This window comes from Vibrio navarrensis (genome assembly GCF_000764325.1).
In the GTDB taxonomy this organism is placed as follows: domain Bacteria; phylum Pseudomonadota; class Gammaproteobacteria; order Enterobacterales; family Vibrionaceae; genus Vibrio; species Vibrio navarrensis.
In genome coordinates, this window is sequence record NZ_JMCG01000001.1 from 364947 (window position 1) to 383204 (window position 18258).

The 18258-nt window shown below is 47.1% G+C and carries 10 protein-coding genes and 1 pseudogene; all 11 read left to right on the top strand.

The annotated features are described in order from the left end of the window. Window positions 1-8: 8 nt before the first annotated feature. The 11 genes and pseudogenes from EA26_RS01690 (at window position 9) to EA26_RS01740 (ending at window position 18082) form a co-directional block, all read left to right on the top strand. Window positions 9-2246, top strand: coding sequence for a sulfatase-like hydrolase/transferase (locus EA26_RS01690; protein WP_039422730.1), 2238 nt, complete (start codon window positions 9-11; stop codon window positions 2244-2246). A gap of 665 nt (window positions 2247-2911) precedes the next feature. Then, a complete protein-coding gene (locus tag EA26_RS01695) occupies window positions 2912-3217 on the top strand; it encodes a helix-turn-helix domain-containing protein (RefSeq protein WP_039422731.1) in 306 nt (101 codons plus the stop codon). Continuing rightward, window positions 3214-4464 carry a type II toxin-antitoxin system HipA family toxin gene (locus EA26_RS01700; protein ID WP_039422732.1) on the top strand — a complete coding sequence of 417 codons (1251 nt, stop codon included), beginning with the start codon at window positions 3214-3216 and terminating at the stop codon, window positions 4462-4464. Before EA26_RS01695 ends, EA26_RS01700 begins: the two co-directional genes overlap by 4 nt. A 370-nt stretch (window positions 4465-4834) precedes the next feature. Next, a pseudogene (locus EA26_RS01705) lies at window positions 4835-6034 on the top strand (DUF927 domain-containing protein); the annotation flags it as partial. Between the two features lie 272 nt (window positions 6035-6306). Next, window positions 6307-6531, top strand: a complete 225-nt coding sequence (locus EA26_RS01710; protein ID WP_039422734.1) for a helix-turn-helix domain-containing protein — start codon at window positions 6307-6309, stop codon at window positions 6529-6531. Window positions 6532-6540: 9 nt separating this feature from the next. Beyond that, window positions 6541-9012 carry a type I restriction-modification system subunit M gene (locus EA26_RS01715; protein WP_039422736.1) on the top strand — a complete coding sequence of 824 codons (2472 nt, stop codon included), beginning with the start codon at window positions 6541-6543 and terminating at the stop codon, window positions 9010-9012. After that, window positions 9009-10328, top strand: coding sequence for a restriction endonuclease subunit S (locus EA26_RS21845; RefSeq protein WP_052079595.1), 1320 nt, complete (start codon window positions 9009-9011; stop codon window positions 10326-10328). The genes EA26_RS01715 and EA26_RS21845 overlap by 4 nt, the downstream gene beginning before the upstream one ends. Then, window positions 10321-12948: a TrlF family AAA-like ATPase gene (locus EA26_RS01725; protein ID WP_039422737.1), complete on the top strand. Its 2628-nt coding sequence runs from the start codon at window positions 10321-10323 to the stop codon at window positions 12946-12948. The genes EA26_RS21845 and EA26_RS01725 overlap by 8 nt, the downstream gene beginning before the upstream one ends. Beyond that, window positions 12927-14075 (top strand): RNA/DNA-binding domain-containing protein, encoded by a 1149-nt coding sequence (locus EA26_RS01730; RefSeq protein WP_039422739.1) that lies wholly within the window; start codon window positions 12927-12929, stop codon window positions 14073-14075. The genes EA26_RS01725 and EA26_RS01730 overlap by 22 nt, the downstream gene beginning before the upstream one ends. A 183-nt stretch (window positions 14076-14258) precedes the next feature. Beyond that, a complete protein-coding gene (locus tag EA26_RS01735; RefSeq protein WP_039422741.1) occupies window positions 14259-17369 on the top strand; it encodes a type I restriction endonuclease subunit R in 3111 nt (1036 codons plus the stop codon). Further along, window positions 17369-18082 (top strand): M48 family metallopeptidase, encoded by a 714-nt coding sequence (locus EA26_RS01740; protein WP_039422743.1) that lies wholly within the window; start codon window positions 17369-17371, stop codon window positions 18080-18082. The genes EA26_RS01735 and EA26_RS01740 overlap by 1 nt, the downstream gene beginning before the upstream one ends. Window positions 18083-18258: the final 176 nt, after the last annotated feature.

The window sequence follows — 18258 nt, forward strand, 5'->3', positions numbered from 1 at the left end:
ATTCCACTATGAAACGTAAGAGTCAGAACCATGTGCGCAGTGCGTTAATTATTACTTTTGCCATGTTACTCAGTGCCTGTAATTGGAATTCAACGGATAACCGAGCTGTTGAGCCGAACCCGCCAACCCCGCCGGTCGCCGAGCCGCTCCCGAATATTCTATTTGTGATTATGGATGATGTGGGGATCGATCAACTTAGTGCTATGGGTTATGGCGGTGCCCAGCCGCCAGTAACGCCAGCCATTAATGCTATAGCGGAGCAAGGTGTACGTTTTCGCAACACTTGGTCTATGCCGGAATGTTCACCCGGGCGAGTCGCCTTATTTACTGGTCGTTACCCGCTCCGGTCTAATACTTACCAAGCACTTGGGCCGAATGACCTAGCGAATTCGCAAGTGTCGCCCTATGAATTAACCACGGCCAAAATGCTTAAAAATGCTAACTATGAGAGCGCCATGTTTGGCAAATTTCATTTAGCAGGGCCAGAGTTTAATCCGGCAGGAAATGGCACTCCAAGTCAATTAGGCTGGGATTTCTTTTATGGTTGGACGGGTGGGTTACCCGCGAGTATCGACACCACAGCAGGCGGCGTAGGCCAAGTAGGAACTTATTCATGTGGCTTTATCCCGTCGCGGAATGAGGACCCCGTTCATGGCGCCGACTTTGGTGCTTGTTATATTCCGAACTCGGAAAATGTTCGCTGTGAAGAGGTTGAGGGCAGCCAAACCTATGCCGCTGGCTTGCAGTGCCTAACGCAAGGTGGTGTGTTGGTACCCGAAGCCAGTTGCGCCGCGGAGCCACCCGCAAGCGTGAATTTTGAGGTTGAAAATGCCTACTATGTATCCCCGTTGGTTATTAATGAAGGCGGAGAGGTGAGTGAAATTTCCTTGCGTGATCCTCGAGCGCGCGGTTATCGCACCAGTATTGAAGCGGCCGCTGCGCGGGAATGGATAACAAGTCGTTCAGGTGAGCAACCCTGGATGGCATCGCTAACCTTTACCGCCCCTCACACCCCAATTCAAACACCGCCGATGGAGCTGTTACAGTCAGGAGTAGGGAGTCACTTAGCCGCTGATTGTAGTTTTGCGCCGGAGTCACTCGTTAATTTTCGGCGTACCTCCGACGCCATGATTGAAGCCATGGATTATGAGTTTGAACAGCTTTTGGTGGATATTGGCGTGGCAGAGCATGGGGCTAATGGCGAGATTACTTACCGCCCAGAAAGTAATACGGTTGTAGTGGTGGTGGGTGACAACGGGTCTTTTGGGCCGACGGTAAAAGCACCATTTGACTTAACGCGAGCGAAAGGGTCCGCGTATCAAACGGGTATTTGGGTACCGCTCATTATAGCAGGGCCTATGGTGAGTGAACCGAACCGAGATGTAGAACACATGGTTAATGCGGTTGATGTATTCTCATTATTTGCTGAAATTGCAGGTGTCGATTTGGCTGAAATTGCGCAAAGCGAGCTCGATAGTGTGAAAATGCTGCCTTACCTCACTCAGGTGAATGCCGAATCGCAACGAAACTATAACTTTGCCCAAGGCGGTTTAAATATTCAGCTGAATGGCGGGCGTAATGGGCCATGTGTTATTGGGCAGTGTACACATACTCCGATTAGCAAGTCAGTTTGTGAAGACAATGGTGGCGTTTGGTGGGGTGTTGGTGCAGACAACTCAGAGGTTGTTAATTTTTATAATAGTGGCAACTTAGAGCAGTGCTGGCAGGTGAATCAGGCCATTTTCAATGTTAATCCACAAGAGTACGACGCGCAGAAAATTGAAATGGGTGCTACGCGCTATGAGGCGGTGCGCAATGACAACTACAAACTGGTGAGTAACCATGCGCTTGATTACAACCCGAGTACCGACAGCGAGATAGATATTTACACGGTGGAGTTTTATCGGGTCGATCAAGCGGCAGCATTGCCAAAACTTGACCGTGAAGACGATGATTTGTTGCAGGGCGGCGGTTTAACCAACCTCGCACTGCTCACGGCCGAAGAGCGTACGAATTTCGACGCATTGAACCAGCACCTTACTGCGATTCTTGCCTCCAAACCTGGGTGCCTTGGCGATGGCAACTATGATGGCGTTGTGGACCAGAGAGACCTTGATAACTACCACGCGCTGATAGCAAGTGGCTGGAGTGGGTCGAGTTGGTACGACTTCAATTACGACGGCGTAACCGACGAAACCGACCTCGAAATCATTTTAGCCAACCAGGGCAAGAGCTGCGCGGGCTAGCCTGAAAACTTTCTGGTGCACCCGAGAGGATTGATTCGCGCCATCCATGGCGCTCGTCCGCTTTGCGGACCAGCTAAAGCTGTCCAAAATTGCTCCAGGCAATTTTGTCGAGCCTTTAACCCCTGCCTCTGGAGTAAAAACCTCCGAAACTGACTTAAAATTTCATTTTATTATAAATCAATGCTTTATGGTTCCTTTGGGTATTAAGCGACAATTATGGTAGCCGGTCCGCATTGACTCACTAAGAATCAAACCTAGCAAGCCCGGTTGCCTCATCTAAAATCAAACTCTACGAGAATGATATTAGGTGATTTATGACGACTACTATGAGTCTTGCTGCCCGCCGGGATATGTTATTAAGCATCCGGCAACGCTACTTATCTGAAAAGCGCCCGGAAAAGACGAGGATCCTGCAAAAAAGTGTGGAATTATACATTTTTATGCGCATAAAAGTGTAATTCGCAACCTTTGGCGTTCAGGGATCCACATCATCGCCTTGGCCAACGCGCAAGCTAAACCTAAAGGTGGGATATAAATCCAATTATATTGAGTAAAGTGGGAATATAGTCCCATATGTAAACTTTTGGAGTTGCTTGGGATTCCAAGTTGGACTATATTCCCATTAACGGTTAAATAGTGGGAATATAGTCCCTTTGGTTGGTGATATGGCTAAGCGTGACTTACACAATGTACTGTTTCCAAAGCAGCGCAAAATCCTGACGCAGTTTGGTGAAGACTTGCTGTTGGCGATGAAACGACGTGGTTTTACAAAAAAGCTACTGTGTGAACGTACTGGTTTTGATCATAAAACCGTGAATAAAGTCTTCGCCGGTGATCCGGGCGTTGCCATAGGCACTTACTTAAAAGTGATGGCCGTTCTTGGCATGGAAAGCAACTTTGCAGAAATGGCCGCTCATGATGAAGTGGGTATCAAGCTGCAAAACATAAAATTGCTGGAAGGTTCAAAATGAGCCGTGAAATCGTCGAAGTCTATGCCGACTGGCAGCCAATTGAAGCGCCTTTGCTAATTGGGCTGCTTGCTTACAGTGATTCAAGCCGAGGTGGCGTATTTAGTTTTGCCTACGATAAAGCATTTTTAACCTCAGCCTATCGCTTGCAAATTGATCCAATCCTAACGCTTCACTCCGGTGAACTCTATAACGATGAAGCCGATAAAAACTTTCGCGTATTTCTTGATTCATCGCCTGATAGATGGGGGCGTATTTTAATGCAGCGGCGTGCGGCGATTGAGGCGCGCAAAGGCATTCGAGCAACAAGTCGATTAAACGAATTGGATTACCTGCTGGGCGTACATGACTCTTATCGGATGGGGGGGATTCGATTTAAGCGAGTAGGCTCGGATGCTTTTTTGGACGACAACTCTGAGTTTGCTGCGCCACCAATGGCTTCTTTGCGAGAGCTAGAGCACGCAGCAATGCAGATTGAAAAAGACGATAACATCGACAGTGACGAGTATTACCGCTGGTTGAAAATGCTGATTTCACCAGGATCATCATTAGGTGGTGCAAGACCCAAGGCTTGTGTCACAGATGAACAAGGCCACTTGTGGATTGCCAAGTTTCCCAACTTAAATGATACCTTTGATGTGGGGGCGTGGGAGATGGTCTGTTATGAATTGGCTTTGGCGGCAGGTGTTGACATGTTTCCAAGTGAGATTAGGCAGTTTTCCTCTGGGCATCATACCTTTTTAACAAAACGGTTTGACCGCGACGGCGATCAGCGGCTGCATTTTTCATCGGCCATGACTCAACTGCAATACTATGATGGTGAACAATCTCAAGGTGCCAGCTATTTAGAAATTGCTGAATTTATTTCCAATTCTGGTGCACAAACCGAAGCTGATTTAGCGCAGTTATGGCGACGTATCGTGTTTAATATTGCGGTGTCCAACACGGATGATCACCTGCGTAACCATGGCTTTTTATTAACAAAGAATGGCTGGAAGTTATCACCCGCTTATGATTTAAACCCGATAGTGGGTAAGCATGGTCTGCATCTGAATATTACCGATGCAGACAACACTTTAGACTACCAATTAGCCTTTGACGTAAAAGACTTCTTCCGACTTTCGCAAACCCAAGCCACGCAAATTTACGATGAAGTATTAATTGCTGTTAAGCAATGGCAAACCGTTGCTAAGCGGCTAGGGATCAGCCGAGCGGAGCAAGCCATGAAACAATCAGCGTTTAACGTTTAATGAGTCAGTGAAACTATATTTTCATTTTTCAGCAGATAAAGAAGTTTTAGTTTCACTTTATGCTTTACCTCATACTCCATGTGTTTTAACACCTCTTATCCCTTGGGCTTTTGGGGCGGTTTGGGCAAAGCCTTAGTTCACGCAACTTAGGCACACACTAACCCTGCCCACAGGGTATTTATGACTTGGGGCATAATGTCAATTCTGGGGCAAGTAGCTACTTGTACCCTCAGAAAGCTGCACGATCTGGGCATTTATCTGCCTACTGCGTCCGATTAGTACTGGCAAACTCCTAACTGAACTTAACAGATCAGTGAGGAAGCAAACGATGAACCCAACTACACAATCATCCACCACATCAACACACCCAGCGAGGCAGTTGCTCTCGCTGTTTATTCAACAAATGGGCGAGCTGGCCACGCAAAAGGCTATCAGCGTGAACTGTATTGGTTGGCATCACCACGCTTATGTGCATCCGCACCTCACCTTTTACCCAAGCGAGCACAGCAACAACCCACGCATGGTGTTGCAAACCATGCACCCGATAGAAGGCTTTATTCAACAAGGTAGTAGCGACAGTTGGCGTGCCACGGCCAACGGTTTAGAAGGCACAGCATTAGCGCATAACGATGCCCTGCTGGCGCTCGATGAAATGGGCGAAGTTGACCCCAAAGAGGCTGGCGATGTCGCTTATATGCTTGCCAATGGCCAAGGTAAAACCCGTGCAGGCAAATACGGTGAAATGCGCTTACCCGCCCGTTGGCGTTTGGTGTTTTTATCTACTGGCGAAGTGACGCTCGAAAGCCATCTTGCCAGTATCGGCAAACGCGTAAAAGCCGGCCAGCAAGTGCGCGTGATTGATCTCAGTGCCGATGCCGGCGCGCAAATCGGCGTGTTTAACCAGAGTCATGGTATGAACGCCGCCGATTTAGCCGATCATCTAAAACAGCAAAGTCGCCAACATTGCGGCAGTTTGGCCTTGGATTGGTTGCGGCATTTAACGCAGCACAGCGCACAGGTGCGCCCCGTTTTCCAAAATGTACGCCAACGTTTTTTAGCCAGTTTACCTCCCGAGTCAGACGGCCAAGTGCGCCGGGTCGCCGAAAAGTTTGCCTTACTGGCCAGCGCAGGCCTGTTAGCCATTCAAGCCAAAGTACTCGATTGGTCAGCTCAAAGTGTCGAAGCCGCCTGTTTAAGCCAGCTTAACCAATGGATACTTGCCCGCGGTGGTGTGGCCGCCAATGAAGACCAACAAGCGATTCGCCAAGTACGCAGTTTTATTGAGCAGCATGGTGAAAGCCGTTTTACACCTAAACAAATTGGTTACAGCAGCCAAGTACGCCAACGCGCAGGGTGGATAGACACCAGCGGCCCACAAACCCTCTACCTGTTTTACCCAACAGGCTGGCGTGAAGCCACCGAAGGCCTAAGCCCAGATCGCGCAGCCAAGGCACTGATGGCCGCAGGCTACCTAATCCCCGATGGCAACCGACCACAGCGCAAAGTCAGCCTACCCGACAACACCCGCCCGCGAATGTACTGCGTGAAAGGCAGCATCTTGGATGACTAAAGAGGCGATGAATCCTGTGTAGGCTTGTCGCCTTGCAGTGCATCGCCAGTCAACATAAATAGCTAGCGATGCTTGAAGTCCAACACAGACAATACCGCTAGAGGCATTCCCGTGAACCGTTAGCGTACCAACAACCAGCACCGAACGAATAACAAATTCGCTCAATTATTTGGTTTTAACTCAAATAAGTTGAGAATAATCATAATCGTGGTAGGGTAAGCAACAGTGAAAAATCCCCAAGTTTATGGTTAAGAAAACACCGTGGAGAGAGCATGATCCGCTGCCACCTAGCCCGATTAATGGGTGAGAGAAAAATGCGCATTAGCGACGTGATGCGAGAAACCGGCCTCAGCCGTACCACCGTCACGCTACTGTACAAAGAAACTGCGCTTAAGGTGGACTTAGAGGCGCTCGATAAGCTGTGCAGTTTGTTTAACTGCGAGTTAAACCAATTATTGGAACATATTCCGGCCAAAAGCCAGACGATGAAAGATTAAGGAACCCAAATGGCCATTAAGAAAACCGAACTCTACTCCTCCCTTTGGGCTAGCTGTGACGAGCTGCGCGGCGGTATGGATGCCAGCCAGTACAAAGACTATGTGCTGACCATGCTGTTTATGAAGTATGTCTCTGATAAGTACAAAGGCGACCCGTACGGCATGATTGTGGTGCCGCCAGGTGCCAGCTTTGACGATATGGTCGCGCTGAAAGGCGACAAAGAAATTGGCGACAAAATCAACAAAGTCATCAGCGCCCTTGCAGAAGAAAACGACCTCAAAGGCGTCATCGACGTTGCCGACTTCAACGATGAAGACAAGCTTGGCAAAGGTAAAGAGATGGTTGATCGGCTAGGTAAGCTAATCGGCATTTTTGAAGGGCTAAACCTTGGCGATAACCGCGCCGATGGCGATGACTTGTTGGGCGATGCTTACGAATATTTGATGCGCCACTTTGCAACGGAATCCGGTAAATCCAAAGGCCAGTTTTATACGCCATCGGAAGTGTCACGCATCCTTTCTAAAGTGATTGGTATTGATAGCAATACCCCGCAAGATGCCACCGTCTACGACCCAACCTGTGGTTCAGGTTCGCTATTGCTAAAAGCCAGTGATGAAGCGCCGCGTGGCTTGAGTATTTTTGGCCAAGAGATGGACAACGCGACCAGTGCCTTGGCGCGTATGAACATGATCCTGCATAACAACGCCACCGCCAAAATCTGGAAAGGCAACACCATTGCTGACCCGCAATGGAAAGAGGCAAACGGCCAACTTAAGACTTTTGATTTTGCTGTGGCCAACCCGCCGTTTTCCAACAAAAACTGGACCAGCGGCATTAACCCGAACGACGACGAGTTTGGCCGTTTCAGTTGGGGCATTCCACCCGAGAAAAATGGCGACTACACCTTTTTGCTGCACATCATTAAAAGCCTAAAAAGCACCGGTAAAGGCGCGGTCATTCTGCCTCACGGCGTTTTGTTCCGTGGCAACGCCGAAGCGCGTATTCGTGAAAACCTGATTAAACAAGGTTACATCAAAGGCATAATCGGTTTACCGGCCAACCTGTTTTACGGCACCGGCATTCCTGCCTGTATTATCGTGATTGATAAAGAGCACGCGAACGCTCGCAGCGGCATCTTTATGGTCGATGCCAGCAAAGGCTTCATGAAAGACGGCAATAAAAACCGCCTGCGCAGCCAAGATATTCATAAAATCGTTGACGTTTTTACCAAGCAGCTAGAACTGTCGCGCTACGCGCGTATGGTGCCGCTCTCTGAGATTGCCGCCAACGGCTACAACCTCAATATTCCGCGTTATATCGACTCCAGTGAGCCAGAAGACCTCCACGACTTAAGCGCCCATCTGCAAGGCGGTATTCCAAACCGCGACATCGATGCCTTAGAGCGTTACTGGCAAGTCTTCCCGAGCATTCGCGCCACGCTGTTCGAACCTGCGCGTGAGGGTTACAGCAAAGCCTTGGTCAAAGCCTCCGAGGTGAAAAACACCATCCTGAACCATGACGAGTTTAAAACCTTTGCTGTACAAAGCTTAATGCCGTTTACCGAGTGGGCGCAGCGCTCAAACCTACAAGGCATTGCAATTGGCGAGGCCGAATCGCTGCCTCCTGGCGATTCGGCATACCGTCCATCCATGGACATAACACCCAAACAGATTATTCACCGCATCAGTGAAGACCTGTTGCAGAGCTATGCACAAACACCACTGCTGAGTAAATACGACATCTACCAGATCCTGATGGATTACTGGGCCGATAGCATGCAAGACGATGTGTACGTGCTGGTGCAAGACGGCTGGCAAGCAGGCAAGGTACTGCGTGAGTTGGTCGTCAAAAAAGGTGAAAAACTGAAAGAATCGCCTGATTTAGTGATTGGTAAAGCCAAATACAAAGCCGAACTTATCCCGCCAGCGTTAATCGTCGCGCACTTTTTTGCTGCTGAACAAGCCAAAGTCGATACGCTGCAATCGCTATTGGATAGCGCCAGCCAAGAGCTTGAAACCTACCTTGAAGAAAACTCGGGTGAAGACGGTTTACTAAACGATGCGCTCAATGACAAGGACAAAGTCACCAAAGCTACGGTGACAGCGCGTTTGAAACTCGCCACCGACTCAGATGAAAAGGCCGCGCTAAAACAAGCCAAAAAGCTGTTTGATGCAGAGGCCGATGCCAAAAAAGCCCTAAAAGAAGCGCAAGACGCGCTGGATTTAGCGGTATTTAAGCATTACCCCAAACTCAGTACAGATGAGATCAAATCCCTGATTGTGGAAGACAAATGGCTGGCAACGCTTGAAGGTAATATTGTCGCCGAAATCGAGCGCGTCACCCAACAACTGGCCAATCGTGTGAAAGAGCTGGAAGAGCGTTACAGCGAGCCACTGCCAGCCCTTACCCAATCAGTAGAAAGTCTGAGCGATAAAGTAGCAGGTCACTTAAAAGCTATGGGGCTGGAGTGGACGGTATGAGTGGCGTAGCGGAAGTTAGTCCAAAGTATCTGGCGGAAACTGCATCAGTCGCGATTCCAGCTGGATATAAACAGACGGAAGTTGGAGTGGTTCCTGAAGATTGGGATGTTTGTGAGCTTCAAGATGCAGTAAATTTTCTAGATGGTTTGCGGCGACCAGTTAAGTCAGGTGATCGTGCAAAAATTAGTGGTATATACCCATACTACGGCGCTTCAGGGATTGTTGATTATGTCAATGACTACATTTTCGATGATGAACTCATACTGTTAGGTGAGGATGGTGAGAATATTCTGAGCAGAAACTTACCACTTGCATTTAAGGTTTCTGGAAAAATCTGGGTCAACAATCATGCACATGTCATGAAACCCAATGAATATTTTGACATTACATACCTAACAGAGTTTTTGGAAAGCTTAGATTATTCACTATTAAACTCAGGTACAGCGCAGCCAAAGTTAAACAAACAAGCCTGCTTGAGAATAAAGGTTGCAAAGCCGCCCAGAAATGAACAAACAGCCATCGCCAATGCCTTGTCTGATGTCGATGCCTTGATCAGCGAGCTGGAAAAACTGATCGCCAAAAAACAGGCAATCAAAACCGCCACCATGCAACAACTCCTCACCGGCCACACCCGCCTGCCGCAATTTGCTTTGCGTGAAGATGGCACGCCAAAACGCACCAAGCCTAGTGAGTTGGGGGAAATACCGGAGGATTGGGAGGTTCATTCGTTATCGTCGATATGTGACGTAAGAGATGGAACCCATGACTCGCCAAAATACAAAGATAATGGCATCCCTCTGGTTACTTCTAAAAACATTGTTGATGACATTTTAGACCTTAGTAATGTTTCGCTTATTTCACCTGAAGATGCCTTTGAAATAGACAAACGTTCGAAAGTGGATAAAGGTGACATCATCATGTCAATGATTGGAACCGTTGGAAGTGCAGTATTGCTACTAGAAGAACCAAAATTCTGCATTAAAAATGTTGCTTTATTTAAACCAAAGAAAGTGTCTGGTGAGTTCCTTGTACAACTAATTCGATCGAAAATTTTTCAAGATTACCTTGAAGATAGTATGGATGGTGGGATTCAAAAGTTTGTTTCATTGGGGACTTTACGCAATATGGAGATTTCATTGCCATCTGAACGAGAACAAGCCGCCATCGCCACCATCCTCTCCGATATGGACGAAGAGATTCAGGCACTGGAACAACGCCTTGGCAAAACCCGCCAAATCAAACAAGGCATGATGCAGGAGCTGCTGACGGGTAAAACGCGATTAATCAAGCCATCAAAGGAGGTTATTCATGAGTGAATCCGTTTTTGAATATGGAAGCCGTTGGTTAAAGGCAGACTTCCACCTCCATACTCGCGCCGATAAAGAGTTTACCTATACTGGTGAAGAAAATGACTATGCTAACCAGTATGTTGCGGCGCTTGCGAATGCGGGCATTGGTCTTGGGGTTATCACCAACCACAATAAATTTGATGTGGCTGAATTTAAGGCATTGCGCAAAAAAGCCAAAAAATCAGGCATTGGTTTGTTGCCGGGCATTGAGTTATCCATCAAAGATGGTCAGGCAGGTGTGCATACCTTAGTGGTATTTTCAGATGAGTGGTTTAGCAACAAAGAACAGACTAACCATATTCAGACGTTTCTCAGTCTGACTTTTGCTGGTATTGCGAACTTCGAAGATGAAAATGCGCGTTCGAACCATGATATTGTCGAAACAGTTCGAGAGTTAGATAAATTTCACAAAGATTATTTTCTCATTTTTGCTCATGTGGAAGCTCCAAAGGGCTTATGGAAAGAACTCGCGCCTGGTCGAATAAAAGATTTATTTGATAATGCGACAGTACGACGCAGAACCTTGGCATTCCAAAAAGTACGCACCCGTGACGAGCGAGCAAAAATCCAGCAGGCGTTAGGTCAGTTGTATCCGGCTGAAGTGGAAGGTTGTGATGCCAAGAACCTTGCGGACATGTCGGCCCGTAAAGAGGCAAGCTACTTAAAGCTTGGCTCATTCAGCTTTGAAGCAGTCAAGTTTGCGCTGCGCGATAAAGCTTCCCGAGTCCGCGCCGAGCTGCCTAGCTATAAACATTCTTATATTCAAAAAATCCGCTTTGAAGGGGCGGGTACTTTAGGTGGCACAGAAATTTGTCTTTCGCCTGAGCTTAATACCCTGATTGGCATTCGAGGCAGTGGTAAATCATCCGTGCTTGAGGGGGTACGTTACGCACTGAATATTCCCTTTGGCGATAAGTCGTCGGATGTGGAATACAAAGAGGGACTGGTAAAACACTTACTGCGTAGTGGCGGAAAAATTACCATCGACGCCATTGACCGCCGAGGCCAGCCCTATCAAATCCGCCGTATCTTGGGTGAGCGCCCCGATGTGTATGTGAATGGTCAGTTGCAACCCGGCGTGTCGGTGCGTGAAACGGTATTGCATCAGCCGATTTACTTTGGCCAGAAAGATCTTTCCAGCACGGGTGCTGGCTTTGAAAAAGATTTGATTGAAAAGTTGCTTGGCGAAGCGCTGGTGCCCGTTCGACAAAAAATTGAGCAAGGTCGTCAGCGGGTGGCGGATGCGATTAATCAGATTAAACGCCTCAACCGAGCGGCAACGCAAAAACAAGAATGGTTGCAAAAAAAGCAAGATGCTGAATTTAAGCTCAAGTTCTATCAGCAACACGGTGTTGAAACTAAGCTACAAAAGCAAATTGATTTTGAGCGCGATGAGCGCAAAGCACAGCAAGTCATTCAAGGTGCTGAGCATTATCTATCCGAGCTCAATAGTTTTGTGGCCAGCTTTGAAGATGAGCTAAAAAATCAGGCATTGTATAAGTCTGCCCAGAATCAGACATTCTTTGACGAGTTTTTTGCGACCTATCAGCAGTTGATTGCTGGCTTTGATGGCATTAAGCAAACGGTGCTAACGGGTCAAAGTACGGTTGCTGTATTACAACAGAAGCTGGCTGGCTTTGTGCAACAAAAGCAGGCGCTAAAAGAAGAGTTTGCCGAGATTGAACGCAAACTGGCCACAGAGCTTAAGCAAGCCGGTGCACAGGCAATTAGCCCGCAAGAATTTAAACAACTTAAAAGCTTGTTAGATCAAGCCGAGCAAATGTTAGCCGTACTCGCCAAAAGCGAGCAGCAGTATGCGGATTTGAATCAATCCCTAGAGCGTGAATTAGCGCAGCTTAATGATTTATGGCTGGAGGAGTACCGCACCATTGAACAGGTACTGAGCAAAATCAATCGGGTTGATTCGCCCCTTAAAATTGTGCCGCAATTTAAAGCGAATAAGGCTGCCATGCTTAAGCACATTCAAGATTTGTATCGCGGGAGCCGTATTCGTGAAGCAACGTTGCAAAGTGTGGTGGATGAATACAGTGATTTCGCATCGGCCTATCGCGACGTTGAAAAGCTGAAAAGCACGCTTAGCGGGTCTTTTGATACCTTCTGGCAGTATTTTGAAGACAACTTAGAAGCCTTGTTAACCTGGCAAGTGCCGAATGTATTTACTATCGAGTATCACGGCAAAGCACTGGCGCACCACTCGTTGGGGCAACGGGCATCGGCGTTGATGCTGTTTGTGTTAAGTCAGCAAGAAAACGACGTGGTGATCATTGATCAGCCGGAAGATGATTTGGACAACCAAACTATCTATGACGATGTCATCAAGCTGATTAGAGAGCTTAAGCCTTCTACCCAGTTTATCTTCGCGACACACAACGCCAATATTCCGGTACTGGGTGATGCGGAACAGGTGATTGCCTGTGAGTATCAAGATGACCATATCGCGTTAGTTAACGGCAGCATCGACTGTGCTGACGTTCAGCAACGCATTGTAAGTATTATGGAAGGTGGTGCCGAAGCCTTCGAGAAACGTAAGCAGGTATATGAAGCATGGAAACCGAAGAACTCTTAGCGATTATTGCCAACGGTGAAGACTCAAGGCATCAGTTTAAGCAAAACATTACCCGAGCTGAGAGTCTGGTGCCCGAGTTAGCGGCATTCAGTAATTCTAAAGGCGGTTTATTGTTTATTGGAGTCACTGATGACGGAGGCATTCAAGGACTAACTATTGAGGATATGGGGCGAATTAATCAGTTGGTTTCTAATGCGGCAAAGGATGTAAAACCACCGATTTCCGTTACCACTGAAAATGTTGCTTTACCCAGTGGTATGGTGATGGTTGTTGATGTGCCTGAAGGCATAAGCAAGCCTTATATGGATGGCAACCTACATGTATGGGTAAAAAATAGCGCTAACAAATCCAAAGTCAGCGCGCGAGAAGAGCTACTGAGAATGTTTCAATCATCGGCGTTGGTCCATGCGGATGAGATATCTGTGAACGGTAGTTCTGTTACAGACATAGACCAAGAGTTTTTTGACGCATTTTTTGAAAGGGAATACGGCGAACGAGTTGAAGACCAAGACGTATCTCGTGTGCAACTGCTTGAAAACATGAATTTGGCAAAGAACGGGCGGCTTAACATCTGCGGCGCCTTGTTGTTTGCATCACGACCACAAATACGCTTACCGGTTTTTATTGTAAAAGCGGTGGCTTTTCCGGGTGTTGATATCGAAGACGAGCACTATATCGACAGCCAGGATATTAACGGCAAGCTATCGGATGTATTCCAAAAGGTTCTGGGTTTTGTGCTGGCTAACATTCGCCATGTGCAGAATGAACAAGGCTTCAACTCAGTAGGCGAGCCAGAAATTCCGCGAATCGTTCTTGAAGAGCTTATTGCCAATGCGCTTATTCATCGAGATTACTTTGTATCCGCTCCGATTAAGGTTTTGGTGTTTGCTGATCGAATTGAAATCGTCAGCCCCGGTCACTTGCCCAATAACTTAACGATAGAAAATATCAAAATGGGTAACTCGAATGTTAGGAACCCAATTTTGGCCTCGTTTGCTCCAAAAGTGTTGCCATATCGGGGCTTGGGGAGCGGCATAAAACGAGCGATAAAAGCGTATCCAGACATTGAGTTTGTTGACGACAGGGCTGGCAATGCGTTCAAGGCAATTATTAAGCGAGCACAATAAATAGCGAACTCGGTTGCTTGAGTTAGGTGCTTAATAAAAGTCTAACTTGCTTGATCGTTGCTTGACTGAGTGGTGATAAAGCTAACGAACTTAGTTCTACTGGTTTGATTTTTATGGATAAAATTTGCTTGATCGTTGCTTGATTGGCAAGGGGAACAAGCTTCGAATTGATTAGAGGTTAGGATGAGTAACGTTGGTCAGCGTGAGCGCGCTACCCAAAATCGTATCGTTCAGTTTTTTCAAACTGACTTAGGTTATCGCTATTTAGGCGATTGGCAGGATCGCGCTAATAATAAAAATATTGAAGTGGATATCCTCGTTGATTGGTTAAAAAAGCGTGGTGTCAGCGAGGCGTTGATCAATCGTGCTATTCGCCAATTGGATACGGCAGCAGCGCTGGGCGAAGGTAAAAAGCTCTATTACGCCAACAAAGAGGTTTATCGCCTGCTGCGTTACGGCGTGAAAGATAAAGAAGGTGCTGGCCATCTTAATGAAACCGTGTGGCTGATTGACTGGAAAAACCCAGAAGCAAACGATTTTGCCATTGCCGAAGAAGTCTCTATCAAGGGCGAGAACAAAAAGCGTCCAGATATTGTGTTGTATGTCAATGGTATCGCGCTTGGTGTGATTGAGCTAAAACGCTCTTCGGTGTCTGTCTCCGAAGGTATTCGCCAGAACCTCGATAATCAGAAGAAAGATTTTATTCGTAACTTTTTTACCACCATGCAATTGGTGATGGCGGGTAACGACACGCAAGGCTTGCGTTACGGCACGATTGAGACACCAGAAAAGCACTACCTTGAGTGGAAGGAGGATTGCAGCAGCCATGAGCCAAATAGAGGGCCATACGATCATAAACTCGATTTTCACCTGAGCCGCGTGTGTAACAAAGCGCGCTTGCTGCAAATTATCCATGATTTTATTGTTTTCGATGCGGGTATAAAAAAGACCTGTCGCCACAATCAATTCTTTGGTATTGAAGCGGCAAAACGCCATATCGCAAGGCGAGAAGGCGGCATTATTTGGCACACGCAAGGTTCTGGTAAAAGCCTCACTATGGTGTGGCTGGCCAAATGGATACGCGAAAATGTCAAAGACGCCCGTGTATTGATTGTGACCGATCGCACTGAGCTGGATGAGCAGATTGAAAAAGTGTTCACCGGTGTTGAGGAAGATATTTATCGCACCAAAAGCGGTGCCGATTTGGTGGCGACGCTCAATCAGCCCAACCCTTGGTTGGTTTGCTCTTTAGTCCATAAATTTGGTCGGCAGTCTGATTCGGAAAACGATACGGCGACTGATGAGTTTATTGCCGAGTTAAAGAAATCCCTACCATCGGACTTTAAAGCCAAAGGTGATTTGTTTGTGTTTGTGGACGAGTGTCACCGTACTCAATCGGGCAAGTTGCACGAGGCGATGAAATCCATCCTGCCAGAAGCCATGTTTGTCGGCTTCACCGGCACGCCCTTGATGAAGAAAGACAAGAAAAAATCGGTTGAGGTATTTGGCCCTTACATTCACACCTATAAATTTGATGAAGCCGTGGCCGATGGTGTGGTGCTCGATTTGCGCTATGAGGCGCGAGACATCGACCAAAACGTCACGTCGCAGAAAAAGGTCGATGAATGGTTTGAAGCCAAAACTCGCGGCTTATCTCGATTAGCGAAAACCCAGTTGAAACAGAAATGGGGCACCATGCAAAAGGTGCTGTCCAGTAAATCGCGTTTGCAGCAGATTGTGAATGATATCTTGCTGGATATGGACACTAAGCCACGCCTGATGGATGGCTACGGCAATGCCATGTTGGTCTGCTCTAGTGTCTATCAAGCTTGTAAAGCTTATGAAATGTTCAGCCAAACAGATTTAGCCGGTAAGGTTGCTATTGTCACCAGTTTTCAGCCGACTGCTGCAAGCATTAAAGGGGAAGAAACCGGTGAGGGTTTAACGGAAAAGCTCTTTAAGTACGATATTTACCGCAAGATGCTTGCGGATTACTTCGAGCAACCGGAAGACAAGGCCGCTAACCGAGTTGAAGAGTTTGAAAAAGAAGTTAAAAAGCAATTTATTGATGAGCCAGGACAAATGCGCTTGCTCATCGTGGTCGATAAGTTGCTGACTGGTTTCGACGCCCCTTCGGCTACCTATTTGTATATCGACAAACAGATGGCTGATCACAATCTGTTTCAGGCCATTTGCCGCGTGAACCGCTTGGATGGCGATGATAAAGAATACGGTTACATCATTGATTACAAAGATCTGTTCCGCTCGTTGGATAAAGCGATTTCTGATTATACTCAAGGCGCATTTGATGGTTATGACAAGGAAGACGTTGCAGGGCTGCTGAAAGATCGTTTAGAGCAAGCCAAGCTCGATTTGGATAATGCGCTGGAAATGGTGCGCGCCTTGTGTGAGCCGGTAAAAGCGCCACGCAATACGGAAGACTACATTTATTATTTTTGTGGTAAGTCAGGTCTGAACCAAGACGAGCTCACCGAGAAAGAAGCACTGCGTTTAACGCTTTATCAGAACGTTGCCAAACTGCTGCGTGCGTTCGCCAATATCGCCAATGAAATGCCTGATGCAGGCTATTCTGCTCAAGATGTAGACTTGATAAGAGCTGAAGTGGCTCATTTTGAAAAAGTCCGTGACGAAGTAAAACTGGCCAGTGGCGATTTGGTAGAAATGAAACGCTTTGAGCCTGCCATGCGCCATTTGTTAGATATGTATATTCGTGCGGATGACAGCGAAGTACTGATGGATTTTGAAGAGCTAGGGCTAATTGAGCTTATCGTTGAAAAAGGTGCTGATGCCGTGGAGGCTTTGCCTGAAAGTATTCGTAAAAATCAGGAAGCCATGGCCGAAACCATCGAAAATAACGTGCGTAAAACCATCGTTGATGAAAACCCGGTTAACCCTAAGTATTACGAGCAAATGTCGGTGTTATTGGATGAGCTGATTGAGCTTCGTCGCCAAAAAGCGATTGAATATCAAGAGTATCTGGAAAAAATCCGCGAGCTGTCTCGTAAGGTTATACGTCCGGAGCAGACAGCGGCTAACTATCCGCCATCGATGGACTCTAATCCAAAACGCGCGTTTTACGATAATTTTGGTCAAGATGAATTGCTGGCTACCAAAATAGATAGTGCCATTCGTTATACCAAAAAAGCCGACTGGGTGGGCGACCGTTTTAAAGAGCGCGAGATTGCCAATGCGGTGCGAGAAGAAACGACGGGGTATGATGTGGATATTCAGGGTGTAATGGAATTGGCAAAAGCGCAAAAAGAGTACCATTGATGCCTAAGGTAGAAATTGGTTCTATTGCGATGCAGTTAAATCGTAAGGCAATTAAAAACCTTCATATCAGCGTGTTGCCACCTGATGGGCGTGTGCGTGTTTCTGCTCCTGAATCTATGACAGAAACCGCAATCCGTATGGCAGTGATCAGCCGCATTCCTTGGATCAAGAAACAGCAGAGTGATTTTGCCAAACAACCTCGCCAATCTGATCGAGCAATGGTTAGCGGTGAATGTCATTACCTGTGGGGCAGGCGTTATCGTCTGAATCTTATTGAGCGTTCCGGAAAGCATGAAATCAAGCTAGGTCGTGGTCGATTGCATTTATATGTCAATCCCGCAACAACGCTTGAGAACAAGGCACTGGTACTGAGCTCATATTATCGAGATGCGCTTAAAGCACGAATCGCTGAGTTATTGCCTGTTTGGGAAGATAAGATCGGCGTTAAAGCTGCAGATTGGGGAATCAAAAAGATGAAAACCAAGTGGGGCAGCTGCAACACGCAGGCCAGGCGTATTTGGCTGAATTTAGAACTTGCTAAAAAGCCACCGGAGTGTTTGGAGTACATCCTAGTGCATGAATTGGTGCACTTGCTTGAGCGTAATCACAATGAACGCTTCAAGGGGTATATGGACAAGCTACTTCCCGATTGGCGAGAGCGCCGTGATTTGTTAAACCGAATGCCTTTAGCACATAATAATTGGATTTACTAAAGTTTGGTTTTGTTTAATGCAGGTGAACTGGGGTATTAACGGATATTACTGACCATTTCGTGGTTCTACACGAGATGGTACGAATATATGTCCATTCAGCTTTGTTAATATTAAAAATCGCACCACAACACCCCTCCCGCTACCCGTGAGATCAGCGCCCTGTGAGGGGTTACTCT

Excerpts from the sequence above, each read along its gene's own strand:
- EA26_RS01695 (WP_039422731.1), top strand. The coding sequence starts at position 2,912 with ATGGCTAAGCGTGACTTACACAATGTACTGTTTCCAAAGCAGCGCAAA.
- EA26_RS01715 (WP_039422736.1), top strand. The coding sequence starts at position 6,541 with ATGGCCATTAAGAAAACCGAACTCTACTCCTCCCTTTGGGCTAGCTGT.
- EA26_RS01710 (WP_039422734.1), top strand. The coding sequence starts at position 6,307 with ATGATCCGCTGCCACCTAGCCCGATTAATGGGTGAGAGAAAAATGCGC.
- EA26_RS01735 (WP_039422741.1), top strand. The coding sequence starts at position 14,259 with ATGAGTAACGTTGGTCAGCGTGAGCGCGCTACCCAAAATCGTATCGTT.
- EA26_RS01740 (WP_039422743.1), top strand. The coding sequence starts at position 17,369 with ATGCCTAAGGTAGAAATTGGTTCTATTGCGATGCAGTTAAATCGTAAG.
- EA26_RS01690 (WP_039422730.1), top strand. The coding sequence starts at position 9 with ATGAAACGTAAGAGTCAGAACCATGTGCGCAGTGCGTTAATTATTACT.
- EA26_RS21845 (WP_052079595.1), top strand. The coding sequence starts at position 9,009 with ATGAGTGGCGTAGCGGAAGTTAGTCCAAAGTATCTGGCGGAAACTGCA.
- EA26_RS01700 (WP_039422732.1), top strand. The coding sequence starts at position 3,214 with ATGAGCCGTGAAATCGTCGAAGTCTATGCCGACTGGCAGCCAATTGAA.
- EA26_RS01725 (WP_039422737.1), top strand. The coding sequence starts at position 10,321 with ATGAGTGAATCCGTTTTTGAATATGGAAGCCGTTGGTTAAAGGCAGAC.
- EA26_RS01730 (WP_039422739.1), top strand. The coding sequence starts at position 12,927 with ATGGAAACCGAAGAACTCTTAGCGATTATTGCCAACGGTGAAGACTCA.